Origin of the sequence: Nocardioides panacisoli (assembly GCF_019448235.1) — a bacterium.
Taxonomy (GTDB): domain Bacteria; phylum Actinomycetota; class Actinomycetes; order Propionibacteriales; family Nocardioidaceae; genus Nocardioides; species Nocardioides panacisoli_A.
Map to the genome: position 1 here is coordinate 554,207 of NZ_CP080409.1, position 16,693 is coordinate 570,899.

The following is a 16,693-nucleotide window of genomic DNA, read 5'->3' on the forward strand; positions in this document are numbered from 1 at the left end:
CGTCAGCCTAGGTCCCACACGTCGACGAGGTCGCCGGCGTGCACCTCGGTGACCTCGGCGGGCAGGTCGATGAGGCAGTCGGCACGGGCGTACCAGCCGAGGAATCCCGAGCCGGCGGGGCCGCACGGCGCCACCGTGCCGGCGGCCGGGTCGAGGCGGCCGCGGCGGAACTGGCGCTTGCCCGGCGGGCACGTCAGGTTCTCGGTGAGGCGTGCCCGGACCACGGGGCGGTCCGGCCGCGGATGGCCGACGGCCCGCCGCAGGGCCGGCCGGACGAACACCTCGAACGAGGCCAGCGTGCTGACCGGGTTGCCGGGCAGGCAGACGACCGGCACGTCACGGTAGGTGCCCAAGCCCTGGGGCATCCCGGGCTGCATGGCCACCTTGGTGAAGGTGACCCCGCGCGGCGCCAGGGCGTCCTTGACGACCTCGTAGGCCCCGGCGCTCACACCGCCGGAGGTGATCAGCAGGTCGATGCCGTCCAGCTCGGCGTCGAGGAGGGAGAGGAAGGTGTCGACCTCGTCGGCGACCCACAGCCGCCGGATCGCCTCGGCACCCGCATCCTCCACAGCGGCCGCGAGCAGCGGGCCGTTGGCGTCACGGATCTGTCCGGACCCGGGCTCGGGGTGCTCGGCCAGCTCGGAGCCGGTGGAGCACACCAGCACGCGGGGCCGGGCGTGGACCGCCACCTCGCGGATCCCCAGCGCCACCAGCAGACCGAGCTGTGCGGGGCCGAGTCGTGCACCGGGGGAGAGGACGACGGTGCCCGGGGCGACGTCGACGCCGGCTGTGCGCACGAACCGCCCCGGCTCGCGCTCGGCGTGGATGCCCACCGTGTCGGTGCCGCCGTCGGTCGCCTCCACCTCGACGATCGTGTCCGCCCCGACCGGCACCGGTGCGCCGGTCATGATCCGGTGCGCCGAGCCGGGCGCCAGGTTGCCGACGGGCGCACCGGCGGGGATGTCGGCCGCCACCGGCAGCCGGACCGGGTGCTGCTCACTGGCGCCGGCGATGTCGGCCGACCGGACGGCGTACCCGTCCATGCCGGAGTTGTCGAAGGAGGGCAGTGCCTCGGGTGCGGTGACGGGCTCGGCCAGGATGCGCCCGCGGGCGTGGTCGAGGTCGACGGTCTCCGCGGCCGTGACGGCCAGGAGCGAGGCCACGAGGTGTTGGTGATCGCTCACCGTGCGCAGGTCGGACACGGCACCAGCCTAGGTCCCGGCGAGGAGGGCATGCCCCCCGCAATGGTGGCGGAGCACGGCCCGGGCGGCCCCCAAAACCGCCCGAGCCGCACGTCATGGTGATCAACGCTGTTGTCCGGCCCCGGGTTACGCGGCGGTCACATGCGGCGTCCTCGGCGACCTCCGAGCCGTGAGACGGTGCCCCACCCGCGTTGTCAACGTGTCGCATGTGGCGCGAGAATGCGGACGGGAAACCTGAGCCGCGGCACCGCCGCGCGGCCATCGATGGACCCACCAACGGACTAGGAGAGGACACATGGCAGCCGAGTACGTCCGCCTGGAGGTCGCCGACGGGGTCGGCACCATCCGGCTCGACCGGCCGAAGATGAACGCGATCAGCCTGCAGGTGCAGGACGAGCTGACCGCGGTCGCTGCCGAGGCCACCGAGCGGGACGACGTACGAGCAGTCGTGGTGTGGGGTGGTGAGCGCGTCTTCGCCGCCGGCAACGACGTCAAGGAGATGGCCGACATGTCCTACACGGACATGGTCGACCGCGTCGAGGCGCTGCAGGGTGCGGTGACCGCGGTCGCGCGCATCCCCAAGCCGGTCGTGGCCGCCGTCAACGGCTATGCCCTCGGCGGTGGGTGCGAGCTGGCTCTCGCCGCCGACGTGCGGTTCGCCGCCGAGGACGCCGCTCTCGGGCAGCCGGAGTCGCTGCTCGGCATCATCCCCGGCGCGGGCGGCACCCAGCGGCTGGCGCGCCTCGTGGGACCGGCGCGGGCCAAGGACCTGATGTACACCGGCCGCTTCGTCAAGGCCGAGGAGGCCCTGGCCATCGGCCTGGTCGACCGCGTCGTGCCTGCCGCCGAGGTGTACGACGCCGCCGTGACCTGGGCCGCGCAGTTCGCGACCGGCGCGCCGTACGCGCTCCGGGCGATCAAGGACGCCGTCGACCGGGGGCTGGAGGCGGACCTGGAGACGGGCCTGGCCATCGAGCGGCAGCACTTCGCCGGCGTGTTCGCCACCGAGGACCGTGCCGTGGGCATGGCATCGTTCGTGGAGAACGGCCCGGGCAAGGCCGAGTTCAAGGGGAAGTGAAGGACATGGGGACCCACACCGACGGCGTCGACAGCCGATCACTCACGGTGGCGAAGGCACGCACCGTCGCCGCACGCATCGTCTGGACGGTCTGCGCGGTGCTCGCGCTCGTGCTCGCGGTCGCCGCCTTCAGCTACGCCCTCGAGCTGCGTGACGAGAACCCGCTGGTGAGCTTCGTGCGGGACCTCGCCAACGCGGTGGACCTGGGCATCTTCGACCTGGACAACCCGATCAAGGCCTTCGTCGACGAGGACGAGCCCTCGGTGGCGCTGACCAAGACCGCGTTGACCAACTACGGCCTCGGTGCGGTGTGCTACATCGTCGCCGGACGCCTGCTGGAGCGCATCGTCCGACCGTGACGCTCCTCACGTCGCCAGCGGCTGCCCGGCGGCGGTCGTCTCGGTGTGAGGGACCACACGGGAGCCGGGGTTCAACCGCTCCCAACTGAGCGGTAACCTGCCAGCGCTGTCCGCAAGGACCACATCCGTCCCTGTCCAGGGGACCCACGAAGCACAGGAAGGGGCCGATCCGGCCACAACCATGAACATTGTCGTCTGTGTGAAGCACGTTCCTGACGCGACCGCCGACCGGCGTTTCGAGTCCGACAACACCGTGGACCGTGTCGGTGTCGACGGTCTGCTGTCCGAGCTCGACGAGTACGCCGTCGAGCAGGCCCTCCAGATCAAGGAGAAGGCCGACAACCCCGAGGACGTCACGGTCACCGCGCTGACCATCGGCCCCGAGGGCGCCGTCGACGCGGTCCGCAAGGCCCTGCAGATGGGCGCCGACGAGGGCGTCCACGTCCAGGACGACGCGATCGCCGGTTCGGACGCGATCGCGACCTCGCTGGTGCTGGCCAAGGCCGTGGAGAAGATCGGCCAGCCCGACGTCGTGATGTGTGGCATGGCCTCCACCGACGCCGCGATGAGCGTCGTCCCGGCCATGCTCGCCGAGCGCCTCGGCCTGCCGCAGGTCACCCAGGCCTCGGTCGTGGAGCTCCAGGGCGACCAGGTCCGCATCAAGCGCGACGGTGACGACGCGACCGAGGTCGTCGGTGGCACGCTGCCGCTGGTGCTCTCGGTCACCGACCAGTCCGGCGAGGCGCGCTACCCGTCGTTCAAGGGCATCATGGCGGCGAAGAAGAAGCCGCTGGAGACCTACGCGCTGTCCGACCTCGGTGTGGACGCCGGCCAGGTCGGCCTCGACGCCGCGTGGACCACCGTCGAGGAGACCGCCGAGCGGCCGCCGCGCGAGGCCGGCGAGATCGTCAAGGACGAGGACGGCTCGGGCGCTCCGGCGCTCGTGGAGTTCCTCGCCTCGAAGAAGTTCATCTGAGGAGCGTTCGAACATGTCTGAAGTTCTGGTTCTCGTCGACCACGTCGACGGAGAGGTGAAGAAGCCGACCTACGAGCTCCTCGCGCTCGCCAAGCGTCTGGGCGAGCCGTCCGCGGTGTTCGTCGGCCCCGGCGACAAGGGCGACGCCGCCGCCGAGAAGGTCAAGGCCTACGGCGCGGAGAAGGTCTACGTCGTCGACGACGCCGACATCAAGGGCTACCTCGTGGCCCCCAAGGCCGAGGTGCTGCAGCAGCTGGCCGAGAAGGCCTCGCCTGCCGCGATCCTCGTGCCGTCCTCGGCCGAGGGCAAGGAGATCGCGGGCCGGCTCGCGATCAAGATCGAGTCGGGCCTGATCACCGACGCGGTGGACATCGACGGCGAGGGCGCGACCACGCAGTCGGTCTTCGCCGGCAGCTACACCACCAAGTCCAAGGTCACGCAGGGCACGCCGATCATCACCGTCAAGCCCAACTCGGCCTCCCCGGAGGAGGGCGCGGGTGCCGGCACGGTCGAGCAGTTCTCCGCGACGATCTCCGACGCCGCCAAGGCGGCGCAGATCGTGGCCTCGCAGCCGCGCCAGTCCACCGGCCGTCCCGAGCTCACCGAGGCCGCCATCGTGGTCTCCGGTGGTCGTGGCACCGGCGGCGACTTCGACGCGGTCGAGGGCCTCGCCGACGCGCTCGGTGCGGCTGTCGGTGCCTCGCGTGCCGCCGTCGACTCGGGCTGGAAGCCGCACAGCTTCCAGGTCGGCCAGACCGGCAAGACGGTCTCGCCGCAGCTCTACGTCGCCAACGGCATCTCCGGTGCGATCCAGCACCGTGCGGGCATGCAGACCTCGAAGACCATCGTGGCCGTCAACAAGGACGACGAGGCCCCGATCTTCGAGCTGGTCGACTTCGGCGTCGTGGGCGACCTCCACGCCGTCCTCCCGGCCGCGACCGAGGAGATCGAGAAGCGCAAGTGAAGGGTTGAGTCGGCACTTCTTTCCGGTCGAGTCGTGACTTCTTGACCGGAGGTTCCGACCACACGTCGGCGGCAGCGAGCGATCGCTGCCGCCGACGTCGTTTTTCCCGGCCGCGCCACCCGCGGGCGCGGGCCGCGGCGAGAACTTCTCACGACTCAACCGGCAACAAGTGAGCACTCGACCCGCGGCCTAGGATCGGGCCATGAGCACCGCGGAGCAGGTCAGGGAGCTGGCGATCCGGGCGCGCGAGGCGTCCTACGACCTCGCGGTGGCCACCCGCGCCCAGAAGGACGCCGCGCTGCACGCGATGGCCGAGGGGCTCGGGGCAGCACAGGAGCCGATCCTCGCCGCCAACGCCCAGGACGTGGCAGCCGCCGAGGCAGCCGGTACGCCGGCCGGTGTGGTCGACCGTCTCCGGCTCGACCCCGACCGGCTCGCCGGCATGGCGCAGGGCCTGCGCGAGGTCGCCGGACTCGCCGACCCCGTGGGCGAGGTCGTGCGGGGCGGCGTACTCGCCAACGGTCTCGAGCTGCGCCAGGTGCGGGTGCCGTTCGGTGTCGTCGGCATGATCTACGAGGCCCGGCCCAACGTGACCGCCGACGCCGCCGGCATCTGCCTGAAGTCGGGCAACGCCGTCCTCCTGCGCGGCTCCTCCAGCGCGGCCCGCAGCAACGCGGCCGTCGTCGAGGCACTGCGCGGTGCCGTCGAGCAGTCCGGTCTGCCCGCCGACGCCGTGCAGCTCGTGCCCGCCGAGAGCCACGACTCGGTGAAGGCACTGATGCAGGCACGCGGGCTGGTCGACGTACTCATCCCGCGCGGGGGCGCCGGCCTGATCAACGCCGTCGTCACCGAGTCGGTCGTCCCCGTCATCGAGACCGGCGTCGGCAACTGCCACGTCTACGTTGACGCCGCGGCCGACCAGGACAAGGCCCTCGCGCTCGTCCTGAACTCCAAGACCCACCGCACCAGCGTGTGCAACTCCGCGGAGTCCCTGCTGGTCCACGCCGCGATCGCCGACGAGTTCGTGCCGCGGGTCGTCGCCGCGCTGCAGGACGCCGGGGTCACGCTGCACGGGGACCCGGCCTTCGCCGCCCACGACGGTGTCGAGCCCGCCACCGAGGAGGACCACGACACCGAGTACCTCGCGCTGGAGATGTCGGCCGCCGTGGTGCCGGACCTCACCGCGGCCGTCGCCCACGTGCGCCGCCACTCCAGCGGCCACACCGACGCCATCGTGACCGAGGACCAGGCCGCCGCGCGGCGGTTCGTCGCCGAGGTGGACTCGGCCGCGGTGCTGGTCAATGCCTCGACCCGCTTCACCGACGGCGGTGAGTTCGGGTTCGGCGCCGAGATCGGCATCAGCACCCAGAAGCTGCACGCGCGCGGACCGATGGGCCTGCCCGAGATGACGTCGACCAAGTACGTCGTCATCGGCGACGGTCACACCCGCTGAAGGTCGCGCCGCTGCGTCGCGGCCACGTCCCAGCGGCTGAGCTGCCACAGGCCCCACGCCATTGCGGGCAGGGCCACGGCCGCTCCGGCCACCGCGAGCGCCGGATGCCCCGGCGTCTCGTGCAGCACCAGGTAGCCGAACCCGAGGGCGAGCAGGCAGTTGACCACGTTGAGGGCCGGCATCGACGCCGACAAGCGCGCGGTCCGGTAGGCGACCTGATTGATCGTGACGCCACTCAGCCCGCACGCCACCAGCGCCCAGGGGAGCCAGGTGGGGGCGAGTGACACGACGCCGTGGGCGGCCACGTGCTCGGCGCTGGCCGCCATCAACACGGCCATCAGCCCGAAGAGGATGCCGGCTGCACTGCCGAGCAGGAAGGCCCGGCCGGTGGGACGGCGTACGCCGCCCGATGCGGCGAGCAGCACCACGGCACCGGCCGCGCACCCCACCACCGCGACCAGCAGCACCCGCCCGTCGACGGGGCGGTGCCCGACGTCGGGCCGTGAGGCGAGGAGCAGCACCGCGATGGCCGCGGCGGTGACGGTGACCGCGCGCATCTCGGCCGCGTGCGGCCACCGGCGTGCCCAGGCGGCCCGGATCGGCACCGCGAGCACGATGCCGGTGATCGCCAACGGCTGCACCAGGGCGATCGGCCCGAAGTGCAGCGCCAGGGCGTGCAGGGTGAAGCCGACGGGCCCGAGCAACAGGGCGAGCACCCAGTCGGGCCGTTGTGCGAGGTGGCGCATCAGGGCGGCGACGCCGGTCTCCCGGGGCGCCGCGTCGGCGGCGCGGTGCTGGGTCGCGGTCGACAGTGCCGTCGTCGTGGCGCTCGCCAGCGCGAAGATCACCGCCCAGGTCACGCCGCGGACGCTAGGCGGCACGCGTGGCCGGCAGGTGAACTGTGCGGACACGGCCGGGGTGTGTCGCGCCGGCCGTGCCGGTGGCGGATAGGTTCCCCCCATGACAGGGCGCCCGGACCGGATCTACGCCGACGCCGCCGCGGAGCGGTTGGCGACGGGCGCGACCGTCATCACCTTCGTGCGCACCCTGGCGACACTCGCGCTCACCGCGTGGGCGGCGTACGACGCCAGCCTGGCGTTCCTCGTCGCGGGCCTGGTCGTCTACTGGGTGGGGGACACCCTGGACGGTGCGTGGGCTCGACGGTTCGACTGCGAGACCCGCATGGGTGGGACGATCGACATGATCTGCGACCGCCTCAGCTGCGGCGCCTTCTACGTGGGTCTGGCCTGGCTGCAGCCGGCGCCGTTCCTGGGCGAGGAGCCGATGACGCTGGTCTGGATTCCGGTCGCGGTCTACCTGTTCGAGTTCATGGTCGTCGACATGTATCTCTCGCTCGCGTTCCTCGCGTGGCCGATCCGCAGCCCCAACTACTTCTACGTCGTCGACCGGCGCATCTACGCCTGGAACTGGTCCCGGCTCGGCAAGGCGGCGAACTCGGGATTGTTCGCGGTGCTGCTGCTGGTGACCGGGTGGGTGTGGGTCGCCCTGGCGATCGCGATCGCGCTGCTGGTGCTCAAGTGCGTCTCGCTGAAGTGGCTGCTCGACCTCGGCCTGCCGGTGCCGGAGCGCGCGGAGTCGGCGGCGGGATGATCCTGTGGCTGACGACCTTCGCGCTGAGCCTGGTCTCGGCGCTGGTGCCGTTCCTGCCCATCGAGGCCTACATCCTCGGGGCCGGCGCGATCTCGGCGGGCACGAGCACCGCGGTCGCCCTCGGTGTCGCCGCGGGCGCGGGCGCCACCGTCGGCAAGATCATCTGGTACGAGGCCGCCCGTCGTGGCGTCGAGTCCTCCTGGGCGCAGAAGAAGCTCTCCCGCCCCAAGGTCCGCGCCGGCTACGAGCGGTGGGTGGAGCGCACCCACGGCCGCCCCTGGTACGCCGCGGGCGTGATGTTCGTCGCCGCCTCGGTCGGCGTACCACCGCTGTTGGTGATGGCGGCGGTCGGTGGACTGCTCAAGATGCCGATGTGGGTCTTCGTGCCGACGGTGTTCGTGGGCCGCACGGTGCGCTTCACCGCCCTCTTCCTGGGCGTGGACTTCGCACTGCACTGACCGGTGGCTTCGGCGCCCCGGCCGGCGTTGGATAGGATCGCGCCATGTCGTTCAGTGAGTCCCTCGTCGTGCCGATGACGGCCCTGGTCCGGGCCGCCGAGGAGGGCGGCGAGCACGCCCTGAACCCGTGGTTGGTCGGGGGTGGCACCCTCGCGCTCCTGCTGCTGCTCCTGGTGGGTCTGGTCGCGTTCGGTGGCGGCCGCGACCACAGCTGAGGCGCCTGTGACTGACGCCCCTCGCCGTCGTGTCGGGGTGATGGGCGGCACGTTCGACCCGATCCACCACGGCCACCTCGTGGCGGCGTCGGAGGCCCAGGGCTGGTTCGGCCTCGACGAGGTCGTCTTCGTGCCGACGGGCAACCCGTGGCAGAAGTCCGGTCGCGCGGTGTCTGCCGCCGAGCACCGCTACCTGATGACGGTCATCGCAACCGCGGCCAACCCGCGGTTCCGGGTCTCCCGCGTCGACATCGACCGGGACGGCCCCACCTACACCGTCGACACGTTGCGCGACCTCAACGACGAGATGCCCGATGCCGACCTGTACTTCATCACCGGCGCCGACGCGCTGACCAACATCTTCAGTTGGCGTGACGCGCACCAGATGTTCGACCATGCCCACTTCGTGGGCTGCACTCGGCCGGGCGCGGAGATCGACCCGGAGACGGTGGCGGAGATCCCGTCGGACCGCGTGACGTTGGTGGAGGTGCCGGCGCTGGCGATCTCCTCCACCGACTGCCGCGAGCGGCAGCGGGCCGGCCAGCCGATCTGGTACCTCGTGCCCGACGGCGTGGTGCAGTACATCACCAAGCACGACCTCTATCCCAGTGACGGAGACCATGACAGCCACTGACCACGCACTCGAGATCGTCCACGCGGCGGCCCTGGCCGCCTCGGACAAGCTCGCCAGCGACATCATCGCCTTCGACGTCAGCGAGCAGCTCGCGATCACCGACGTCTTCCTCCTCGCCTCCGGCGGCTCGGACCGCCAGGTCAAGGCGATCGTCGACGCGGTGGAGGAGCGCCTCCGCGACCTCGGTGAGAAGCCGCTGCGACGCGAGGGCGAGCGCGACGCCCGCTGGGTACTCATCGACTACGGCGACGTCGTCGTCCACATCCAGCACGCCGAGGACCGCCAGTTCTACGCCCTGGAGCGGTTGTGGCGCGACTGCCCGACCGTCGAGCTCCCCGCCGAGGTCCACGGCCCGGCCACCGAGGCCTGAGCATGCCGCAGCCGCGCACCCTGGTCCTGCTGCGCCACGGTCGCACCACCTGGAACGCCGCCAAGCGGATCCAGGGCCAGCTCGACCCCGAGCTGGACGAGGCGGGGCTGGCGCAGGCAGCCGAGGTGGCGCCGGAGATCGCCAAGCTCGAGCCGACCGTGCTGTGGGCCAGCGACCTCGCCCGCGCCCGTCGGACCGCCGCCGAGGTCGCGGCGGCCACCGGCCTGGCCGTCCGACACGACGCCCGCCTGCGGGAGACGATGCTGGGGGAGCGGCAGGGCCTGACCCACGAGGAGTACGCCGCCCACGCACCCGAGGAGTTCCAGCGCTTCCTGCGCGGCGAATGGGACGAGATCCCGGGCGCGGAGACATCGACGGAGGTCGCCGACCGGATCGGTGCCGCGCTCGGAGAGCTGGCCGGCGAGCTGGGGCCGGGGGAGACCGGCGTGGCGGTCGCCCACGGTGCAGCGATCCGCATCGCGATCGCACGCCTCGTCGGCTGGGACGCGAGTCGCATCGGGGCGTTGCGCGGGATGGACAACTGTGGCTGGGCGGTGCTCTCCGAGCACCCCGAGCGCGGCTGGACGCTCGCGGCGTACAACCGCACGGCGTGAGCCACCCCGATTTCACCCGAGATCGAGGCGGCCGCTAGTATTTCCGGCGTTGCCCACGGGGCAACGTCCCACTCGGGGCTGTGGCGCAATTGGTAGCGCACCTGCATGGCATGCAGGGGGTTAGGGGTTCGAGTCCCCTCAGCTCCACCGACCACGTGGCCATCGATCTGGGGGGAAGGCCGCCACAGTGTTGTCTCGGATGCCGGTTCTCGGCGCTCTCGTCCTGCTGCTCCTCACCTCGACGCTGGGTTCGCCCGCAGTTCCTGCGATCGCGTCATCGGCCCCGTCGCCCGGCATGCGTGATGGAGTGGTCGCGTGGGCGAGTGAGGACGCGATCTACCTCGGCGAGCCGAAGGGCCGCGGCTGGAGCAAGTTCCGCGACGCCGAGGTGCTCCACGGGTCGTTGTCCTGGAGTCCCGACGGGCGGCATCTGCTCTGGGTCGACGGTGGCGAGGCGCGGTCGAGGATCATCATCGCCGCGATTGACGGCTCCACCGTCGTGGAGCTCGGCGACCGGTCACGCACCGACAGCGATCCCGCGTGGTCCCCGAGTGGCGACCGAGTCGTGTGGCAGAGCGAAGGCGACCTCTGGGTCGCCGACGTCGACGGTGGCGACGCCCGTGCGGTGATCCAGGGCGACGCAAACGATCTGGGACCGACGTGGTCGCCTGACGGCTCCCGCATCGCTTGGAACCGATCCTGCTATCGGAACTGCGACGTGATCGAGACCGGTCTCTACGCCGCGCGGGTCGACGGCACCGAGGTGCGACGGGTCGAGGGCACCAGCGACCGCGCATCGTCGCCCACCTGGTCGCCCGCATCGGACCGGATCGCCCGCGTCGGTGCCGAGGGTGTGGTGGTCACCGACCCGCAGGGAGCAGTCGTGGAGGAGTTCGCCGGCTACGTGACGTCAGGTCCGTTCTGGTCCCCGGACGGAACTGAACTGGCTTGGGTGACGAACGAACGCGGGGTCCGCATCGCCGACCTCGCCTCCGGGCATGTGAAGGAGGTGGCCGGCCCCGGCGCGGTCACGGACCTTGCGTGGGCCCCCGCGGGCGCAGATGTCGTCGTGAGCCAGACGTGGGACCACCGGGGTCCCACCGTCAAGGCGATCGGCACCAACGATGGCGCGCGCTGGCGGCACCTCGCCGGATCACGCGCCGCAACGATGTCTGTCTCCTGGCGTCCCGTGGCACGGATCCGCCGTTGCCAAGGCCTGCAGCCGACCCTGATCGGCACGTCGGGTCCTGACGTGCTCACGGGCACCGGCGCCGACGACGTCGTCGTCGGTCTCGGCGGTGCCGACCGGGTCAGCTCCCGCGGCGGTCAGGACCGCGTCTGTGGCGACGCAGGGGATGATCACCTGCGGCTGGGTTCAGCTCCGGCGGGCACCTTCGACGGTGATCGCGGTGAGGGTGGCACGGGCGACGACACGATCATCGGTGGTCGCGACGAGGACCGCATGCGTGGCGGCCCCGGCAACGACGTGCTGCGCGGGTACGCCGGGAACGACCGGCTGCGGGGCGGTGCCGGCCGTGACCGCATCACTGGTCACGGCGGCCACGACACCCTGCGCGGCGACGACGGGCACGATGTCCTGAAGGGCCATCGCGGCCGTGACGACCTCATCGGCGGCCGGGGGCGCGATGTGCTCAAGGGCCACGAGGACAAGGACGACCTCCGGGGTGGCAAGGGCCATGACACGCTCCGTGGTGGCGCCGACAAGGATTGGCTGCGGGGACACGCGGGCCGCGACCGACTCTACGGCGGGCGCCACTGGGACAGCTGTCACGGCAACCGAGGGCGCGACCGCGCCTGGTCCTGCGAGATGCGCTACACCATCCCGTAGCCGCACCGGGCGGCAGCGGACTCAGCGGGCCTCGGCGCCCCGGGGCGGCGGGACCCACACCGGGCCGCTGCCCGGACGTGCCAGCACCGCGGTCGAGGGCACCTCGCGGGCGAGCAGCCACGCCAGGAGCCAAGCGAGGACGAGGTTGAGGTGGACCACCTCCTCGGTCCAGGTCACCCGCCCACCGATGATGTCCACGGCGGCGGCCAGCATCAGGCCGCCGACGGCCAGGGCGGTGAGCGGCAGGTAGGGGCGTGCGAGGCCCGGACGCGCGGCCACGAGACCGAACCCGGCCCAGAGCGCGATGGTGAGCGCCGCCGACTCGTGCCCGGCATGGTCGGGACCGGCGTGCAGCAGTTCGAGGGCCAGCACCCACAGGGTCGAGGCGAGACCACCCCCGGCGATGGCGACCAGGCCCCATCGCAGCACCCGGGCCCGCGCCGTCTCCGGTGGCCAGCCGCCGGCGAGGATCCGGGCGGTGAGATCAGGGGCGTCGGTGGCCGGGATGGCAGGAACCTGCGCGGCGAGCGTCGTCAGGCGAGTGCGGTACGCCGCGCAGGCGGCACACGTCGCGAGGTGGCGGTCGACCACGTCGGACGACAGGGGAGCGGCCTCGTCGTCGGCGATCGCGGAGATCGCCTCACGGACGCTGCTGCACGGGATCTGGTTCTCCTCGGCCATGCCCGAACAGTCCCACGGAAGGGCGAATCGGTTCCCGGCCGGGAGGAGATTTCCGCGGGTGCTCAGGCGGTGCGGTCGGCGGACTCGTCCTCGCCGAGGAGGTCCACCAACTGTTCACGGGCCCGCGCGACCCGGGAGCGGACCGTCCCGACCGGGCAGCCGCAGATCTCGGCGGCGTCGGCGTAGGGGTAGCCCAGCAGCTGGGTCAGCACGAAGGCCTCCCGACGTTGCGGATCGAGGTGGGCGAGGAGCGCTTCGGTCGCCACGGCACCGGCGTGGTCGGGCGCCGGTGGGGCCGGTGTCGGCTCCGGGCGACGGCGACGTCGCTGCCGCCGCGAGATCTCGTCGGCCACCACACGGCGGGCGATGGTGAACAACCACACCCGGATCGGGGAGTCACCCCGGTAGCGGGCCAGCGACCGCAGGGCTCGGACGTAGGTCTCCTGGGTGAGGTCGTCGGCGGTCTCGCGATCGGCCAGGTGGGCACAGAGCCGCCACACGTGCGGTTGGGTCAACCGGACCAGCGCGGTGAGCGCCTCCGCGTCGCCGTCGCGCGCAGCGAGTGCGAGCGAGGTCCAGTCGTCCATGCGGACAGCCTAGGTGGGCGGCGTCGAAGAAAAGGCCATCGGTCCGGGAACTCCAGGGCGCCCCCGGCAGACTGTTCCGACGACAACCCCTCGAAGGTGACCGATCAGGCCGGCGTCCGCTCCCGGACGTCGTACAGGAGAGACGAGAAGTTTGATGCGACACACGACGCTGGTGCGGGCCGCGGCCTGCATGGCGCTGCTGGGTGCCCTGACCGCGTGCGGTGACGATGCGGAGACGGCCGCTGCGGAGGATTCCGAGCGCATCGTGGTGACCCCCGGTGACGACGAACCGCACGACCACAGCACCCACGACCACGGCGACGACGGCCACGACCACGGGGACATGGGGGACATGGCCGCCATGACCGGTGACCCCGACGCGACGCCGGCCGACGAGCTCCCGGACGCGCAACTGCGCGAGGGCGAGTTCGCGCTGCTCGACGACGCTCCCGACGGCAGTCCCGAGGTCTCGGGCAGCGCGTACTTGGCGCGCACCGACAACGGAACCACCCTGTCGGTCGACCTCTCCGGCCTCGAGGCCGACACCGAGTACATGTCGCACCTGCACGCCGAGGCGTGCTCGCCGAACGCCGGTGGGGACCACTTCAAGTTCGATCCCGACGGCTCGGACCAGCCGCCCAACGAGGTCCACCTCATGGTGCCGACCGATGACGACGGGGCGGCCGCCACCACCATCACCAACGACAATCCCGCCTCGGAGGGAGCGAAGTCGATGGTGCTGCACCTCGACGACGGCACGAAGTTCGCCTGCGCGGACCTCTCCTGACCCGGCCGCGGGTCGTCGCCGGGGGCATCGCCGCGCCCTAGCATGGCGGCCATGCTCCCGGCCCCCCGCGCACGGTCCCTCCACGGGGTGACCGCCGCCATGGCGGCCATCGCACTCGTGCTGCAGTTCGTGCTGGTGTGGCAGGGCCAGGCCGTGCTCGACGAGACCGACGTACCGAGCCGTGCGGCTCGGGTGTCCCGCTATTTCTGCTACTTCACCATCCTGTCCAACGCACTGGTCGCCGCCACTGCCGCGCGCGCGGCGACCGGAGGACCGTTCACCCGGGCCTGGCGGGTGCTGCGGCTCAACGCCGTCACCGGGATCGTGGTCACCGGTGTGGTCCACTACGTGCTCCTCCGACCCCTGCTGGACCTCGAGGGGGCCAACGCGGTCGCGGACGCGATGCTCCACGTCCTCGTCCCGGTGCTCGCGGTGGTCGCGTGGATCGCGGCCGGCCCTCGCCTCCGCCTCGGAGCGAGCGACCTCGCGTGGAGTGGCGCGTTCCCGACGCTTTACCTCGTGGTGACCCTCACCCACGGGGCGATCACCGGCTGGTATCCCTATCCGTTCGTCGACGTCGGCGAGCTCGGGTACCCGACCGTCCTGGTCAATGCCGCCGGCGTGGTGGCGCTCCTCGTCGTGCTGAGCGCCGTGGTCTGGCGGGTCGAGGTGGCGCGCAACGGTGGCGACGACGTGGTCGCCGACCGTTCACCCGGCAGTGGCCACGACGACGCCTGAACGACAGGGTCGCGGGCCAGCCTCGCAGCATGAGTCTCGGACCCGGCACGCCCCTGCCCCTCGTTCCCGTCGATCGCTCCGGTGTACGCCACGGATCGCGCTCCTACCTCACCTGCGCGTTCCGCTGCGGCAACGCGTGTGACCACCCCGAGCCGAACCGCTCGGGCAACCCGCACATCGCCGACGAGATCGCCCGGGCCGTCGGGCGGCGTTCGGTGCTACGCGGTGCAGCGGTCGGCGGCGGCGCTCTCGTCCTCGGCGTCGGTGGTTCCGGCTCGCTGGCCGCCGCCGCGACCTCGCCGAGCCGCAACGGTCGTGGACACGGACACGGTCGGGGCGACAGCCTCGCCAACGCCGACTTCGAGCCGGTCGCCCCCAACACGCGCGACGACGTGGTGGTCCCGCGTGGCTACGAGTCCGACGTCGTCATGCGCTGGGGCGACCCGGTGGTGGCCGGTGCGCCGCGGTTCGACCCCTACCGCCAGAGCGTCGCGGCGGCGGAGAAGCAGTTCGGGTTCAACTGCGACTACGTCGGCGTGCTGCCGCTCCCGGGCAGGTCGGCGGTCCTCGTGGTCAACCACGAGTACACCTCACCGACGGCGATGTTCCCCGCCGGCGTCTACGAGGACGCCGAGCGGATCGCGATCGAGATGGCCAACCACGGGATGTCGGTGGTCACGCTGGAGGAGCACCGCGGGTCGTGGCGCGCCGAGCGCGGGCGCCGCGCCTGGCGCAACCGCCGGATCCACGACCGGACAGAGTTCCGGCTGGACGGACCCGCCGCGGGCGACCCCCGGCTGCGCACCTCGGCCGACCGGACCGGGCGCCGGGTGCTCGGGACGTTCAACAACTGCGCCGGTGGCACGACGCCCTGGGGGACGGTCCTGTCGGGGGAGGAGAACTTCAACCAGTACTTCGGCTCCAGCGGCGACCTCGACGCCCGCTACGCCGACGAGTACGCTCGCTACGGGATCAGCGGCGGCACCGCCCGTGGCTGGCAGGACGTCGACGAGCGGTTCGACCTGACCGCGGAGCCGCACGAGCCCCACCGCTTCGGCTGGGTCGTCGAGGTCGACCCCTACGACCCCTCCTCGACACCGGTGAAGCACACGATGCTCGGCCGCTTCAAGCACGAGGGCGCCAACGTGACCCTGAGTCGTGACGGTCGCGCGGTGGCCTACATGGGCGACGACGAGCGCGGTGACTACCTCTACAGGTTCGTCTCGCAGGAGCGGTTCGCCGGCGGCCGCGGACGGAAGGCACGCCGCCACAACCAGCAGCTCCTCAGCAAGGGCACGCTCTACGTCGCGCGGCTCACCGGCGACGGCACCGACGACGACGAGTACGACGGCACCGGCCGGTGGATTCCGCTGTGCAGCGACCGTCGCTCGTTCGTCGAGGGCATGTCGGTGGCCGACGTCCTGATCTTCACCCGGCTCGCGGCGGACAAGGTCACGCCGACCCGGATGGACCGGCCCGAGGACGTCGAGCCCAACCCGGTCAACGGGCGGGTCTACGCGGCACTGACCAACAACTCGCAGCGGGGGAGCACGTTCCCGCCGGACGAGGCGAACCCGATCACCTCTTCACAGGTTCGGGCCAACCCCGCCGCACCACTGACCACCGCCAGCGGCAACCGCAACGGCTACGTCCTCGAGCTCGCGCCCCGACGTGGCGACCACACCGACGACCGCTTCACCTGGGAACTGTTCCTGGTGTGCGGTGACCCCGAGGCGCCCGAGACCCACTTCGGTGGCGTCGACAAGGACCGGGTCAGCCCGATCAGCTGCCCGGACAACGTGGCCTTCGACAGCACCGGCAACCTGTGGGTCTCCACCGACGGCAACGCGCTCGGCGGCAACGACGGCGTGTTCCGCGTCCCGGTCGACGGCCCCGACCGCGGCCGGGTGGAGTGCTTCCTCACCGTGCCCAAGGGGGCCGAGGCGTGCGGGCCGTTGATCACCGACCGCGACCGCAACCTCTGGGTCGCAGTCCAGCACCCCGGCGAGGTCGACGGCTCCTCGTTCGACTCCCCGGCGAGCACGTGGCCCCACACCGACGACTTCCCCCGCCCGTCGGTGGTCGTCAACCACCGACGCTGACAAGGGCAGCGAGGG

19 protein-coding genes and 1 tRNA gene are annotated in these 16,693 nt (G+C 71.8%); 16 read left to right on the top strand and 4 right to left on the bottom strand.

Features of this window, described 5'->3' with window-relative positions; translation table 11 throughout:
* Positions 1–2: 2 nt before the first annotated feature.
* Positions 3–1,202: a gephyrin-like molybdotransferase Glp gene (glp, locus tag KUV85_RS02745; protein ID WP_219961688.1), complete on the bottom strand. Its 1,200-nt coding sequence runs from the start codon at positions 1,200–1,202 to the stop codon at positions 3–5.
* A gap of 295 nt (positions 1,203–1,497) precedes the next feature.
* On the opposite strand from glp, the gene KUV85_RS02750 reads away from it, so the two are divergent.
* The 5 genes from KUV85_RS02750 to KUV85_RS02770 all read left to right on the top strand — a co-directional run bounded on the left by KUV85_RS02750 (position 1,498) and on the right by KUV85_RS02770 (position 6,032).
* Positions 1,498–2,280, top strand: coding sequence for an enoyl-CoA hydratase/isomerase family protein (locus tag KUV85_RS02750; RefSeq protein WP_219961689.1), 783 nt, complete (start codon positions 1,498–1,500; stop codon positions 2,278–2,280).
* Between the two features lie 5 nt (positions 2,281–2,285).
* The gene (locus KUV85_RS02755) at positions 2,286–2,639 is read left to right on the top strand and encodes a hypothetical protein (protein ID WP_219961690.1); all 354 of its coding nucleotides are present in this window, start codon (positions 2,286–2,288) and stop codon (positions 2,637–2,639) included.
* A 199-nt stretch (positions 2,640–2,838) separates the two neighbouring features.
* Entirely contained in the window at positions 2,839–3,615 is a 777-nt protein-coding gene (locus KUV85_RS02760) for an electron transfer flavoprotein subunit beta/FixA family protein (RefSeq protein ID WP_219961691.1), read from the top strand.
* A 13-nt stretch (positions 3,616–3,628) separates the two neighbouring features.
* Positions 3,629–4,579 (top strand): electron transfer flavoprotein subunit alpha/FixB family protein, encoded by a 951-nt coding sequence (locus tag KUV85_RS02765; protein ID WP_219961692.1) that lies wholly within the window; start codon positions 3,629–3,631, stop codon positions 4,577–4,579.
* A gap of 202 nt (positions 4,580–4,781) precedes the next feature.
* Complete coding sequence (locus KUV85_RS02770; protein WP_219961693.1) at positions 4,782–6,032, top strand: glutamate-5-semialdehyde dehydrogenase; 1,251 nt, start codon at positions 4,782–4,784, stop codon at positions 6,030–6,032.
* On the opposite strand, the gene KUV85_RS02775 is transcribed toward KUV85_RS02770, so the two are convergent.
* Positions 6,020–6,892 (bottom strand): DMT family transporter, encoded by an 873-nt coding sequence (locus tag KUV85_RS02775; protein ID WP_219961694.1) that lies wholly within the window; start codon positions 6,890–6,892, stop codon positions 6,020–6,022. The genes KUV85_RS02770 and KUV85_RS02775 overlap by 13 nt on opposite strands.
* 100 nt (positions 6,893–6,992) lie before the next feature.
* Between KUV85_RS02775 and KUV85_RS02780 the strand changes: the two genes are divergently transcribed.
* From KUV85_RS02780 to KUV85_RS02815, 8 genes are all read left to right on the top strand, one after another.
* Positions 6,993–7,643 (top strand): CDP-alcohol phosphatidyltransferase family protein, encoded by a 651-nt coding sequence (locus tag KUV85_RS02780; RefSeq protein WP_219961695.1) that lies wholly within the window; start codon positions 6,993–6,995, stop codon positions 7,641–7,643.
* Complete coding sequence (locus KUV85_RS02785) at positions 7,640–8,101, top strand: VTT domain-containing protein (RefSeq protein ID WP_219961696.1); 462 nt, start codon at positions 7,640–7,642, stop codon at positions 8,099–8,101. Before KUV85_RS02780 ends, KUV85_RS02785 begins: the two co-directional genes overlap by 4 nt.
* Positions 8,102–8,145: 44 nt before the next feature.
* Entirely contained in the window at positions 8,146–8,316 is a 171-nt protein-coding gene (locus tag KUV85_RS02790; RefSeq protein ID WP_219961697.1) for a hypothetical protein, read from the top strand.
* Positions 8,317–8,323: 7 nt separating this feature from the next.
* Positions 8,324–8,950 carry a nicotinate-nucleotide adenylyltransferase gene (nadD, locus tag KUV85_RS02795; protein WP_425299381.1) on the top strand — a complete coding sequence of 209 codons (627 nt, stop codon included), beginning with the start codon at positions 8,324–8,326 and terminating at the stop codon, positions 8,948–8,950.
* Positions 8,937–9,320 (top strand): ribosome silencing factor, encoded by a 384-nt coding sequence (rsfS, locus tag KUV85_RS02800; RefSeq protein WP_219961699.1) that lies wholly within the window; start codon positions 8,937–8,939, stop codon positions 9,318–9,320. The genes nadD and rsfS overlap by 14 nt, the downstream gene beginning before the upstream one ends.
* A gap of 2 nt (positions 9,321–9,322) precedes the next feature.
* On the top strand, positions 9,323–9,934 hold the full coding sequence (locus KUV85_RS02805; RefSeq protein WP_219961700.1) for a histidine phosphatase family protein: 612 nt from the start codon (positions 9,323–9,325) through the stop codon (positions 9,932–9,934).
* A gap of 74 nt (positions 9,935–10,008) precedes the next feature.
* Positions 10,009–10,081 (top strand) — tRNA-Ala (locus KUV85_RS02810).
* A gap of 148 nt (positions 10,082–10,229) precedes the next feature.
* Positions 10,230–11,783, top strand: a complete 1,554-nt coding sequence (locus KUV85_RS02815; RefSeq protein ID WP_219961701.1) for a hypothetical protein — start codon at positions 10,230–10,232, stop codon at positions 11,781–11,783.
* A gap of 21 nt (positions 11,784–11,804) precedes the next feature.
* Here KUV85_RS02815 and KUV85_RS02820 read toward each other — a convergent pair whose 3' ends face one another.
* Positions 11,805–12,464, bottom strand: a complete 660-nt coding sequence (locus tag KUV85_RS02820) for a zf-HC2 domain-containing protein (protein ID WP_219961702.1) — start codon at positions 12,462–12,464, stop codon at positions 11,805–11,807.
* A gap of 62 nt (positions 12,465–12,526) precedes the next feature.
* Positions 12,527–13,051: a sigma-70 family RNA polymerase sigma factor gene (locus KUV85_RS02825; protein ID WP_219961703.1), complete on the bottom strand. Its 525-nt coding sequence runs from the start codon at positions 13,049–13,051 to the stop codon at positions 12,527–12,529.
* A 154-nt stretch (positions 13,052–13,205) separates the two neighbouring features.
* Between KUV85_RS02825 and KUV85_RS02830 the strand changes: the two genes are divergently transcribed.
* From KUV85_RS02830 to KUV85_RS02840, 3 genes are read left to right on the top strand one after another with little or no spacing between them, the layout of a single operon-like run.
* Positions 13,206–13,838, top strand: a complete 633-nt coding sequence (locus tag KUV85_RS02830) for a hypothetical protein (protein WP_219961704.1) — start codon at positions 13,206–13,208, stop codon at positions 13,836–13,838.
* Positions 13,839–13,889: 51 nt separating this feature from the next.
* Positions 13,890–14,576 (top strand): Pr6Pr family membrane protein, encoded by a 687-nt coding sequence (locus KUV85_RS02835; protein ID WP_219961705.1) that lies wholly within the window; start codon positions 13,890–13,892, stop codon positions 14,574–14,576.
* A gap of 29 nt (positions 14,577–14,605) precedes the next feature.
* A complete protein-coding gene (locus KUV85_RS02840; RefSeq protein WP_219961706.1) occupies positions 14,606–16,678 on the top strand; it encodes a PhoX family protein in 2,073 nt (690 codons plus the stop codon).
* The last annotated feature ends 15 nt before the right edge of the window (positions 16,679–16,693 follow it).

Coding starts and splice junctions, on each gene's coding strand:
- KUV85_RS02780 (WP_219961695.1), top strand. CDS start 6,993: ATGACAGGGCGCCCGGACCGGATCTACGCCGACGCCGCCGCGGAGCGG.
- rsfS (WP_219961699.1), top strand. CDS start 8,937: ATGACAGCCACTGACCACGCACTCGAGATCGTCCACGCGGCGGCCCTG.
- KUV85_RS02840 (WP_219961706.1), top strand. CDS start 14,606: ATGAGTCTCGGACCCGGCACGCCCCTGCCCCTCGTTCCCGTCGATCGC.
- KUV85_RS02785 (WP_219961696.1), top strand. CDS start 7,640: ATGATCCTGTGGCTGACGACCTTCGCGCTGAGCCTGGTCTCGGCGCTG.
- KUV85_RS02770 (WP_219961693.1), top strand. CDS start 4,782: ATGAGCACCGCGGAGCAGGTCAGGGAGCTGGCGATCCGGGCGCGCGAG.
- KUV85_RS02820 (WP_219961702.1), bottom strand. CDS start 12,464: ATGGCCGAGGAGAACCAGATCCCGTGCAGCAGCGTCCGTGAGGCGATC.
- KUV85_RS02790 (WP_219961697.1), top strand. CDS start 8,146: ATGTCGTTCAGTGAGTCCCTCGTCGTGCCGATGACGGCCCTGGTCCGG.
- KUV85_RS02805 (WP_219961700.1), top strand. CDS start 9,323: ATGCCGCAGCCGCGCACCCTGGTCCTGCTGCGCCACGGTCGCACCACC.
- KUV85_RS02750 (WP_219961689.1), top strand. CDS start 1,498: ATGGCAGCCGAGTACGTCCGCCTGGAGGTCGCCGACGGGGTCGGCACC.
- KUV85_RS02835 (WP_219961705.1), top strand. CDS start 13,890: ATGCTCCCGGCCCCCCGCGCACGGTCCCTCCACGGGGTGACCGCCGCC.
- KUV85_RS02755 (WP_219961690.1), top strand. CDS start 2,286: ATGGGGACCCACACCGACGGCGTCGACAGCCGATCACTCACGGTGGCG.
- KUV85_RS02830 (WP_219961704.1), top strand. CDS start 13,206: ATGCGACACACGACGCTGGTGCGGGCCGCGGCCTGCATGGCGCTGCTG.
- KUV85_RS02825 (WP_219961703.1), bottom strand. CDS start 13,051: ATGGACGACTGGACCTCGCTCGCACTCGCTGCGCGCGACGGCGACGCG.
- KUV85_RS02765 (WP_219961692.1), top strand. CDS start 3,629: ATGTCTGAAGTTCTGGTTCTCGTCGACCACGTCGACGGAGAGGTGAAG.
- KUV85_RS02815 (WP_219961701.1), top strand. CDS start 10,230: ATGCGTGATGGAGTGGTCGCGTGGGCGAGTGAGGACGCGATCTACCTC.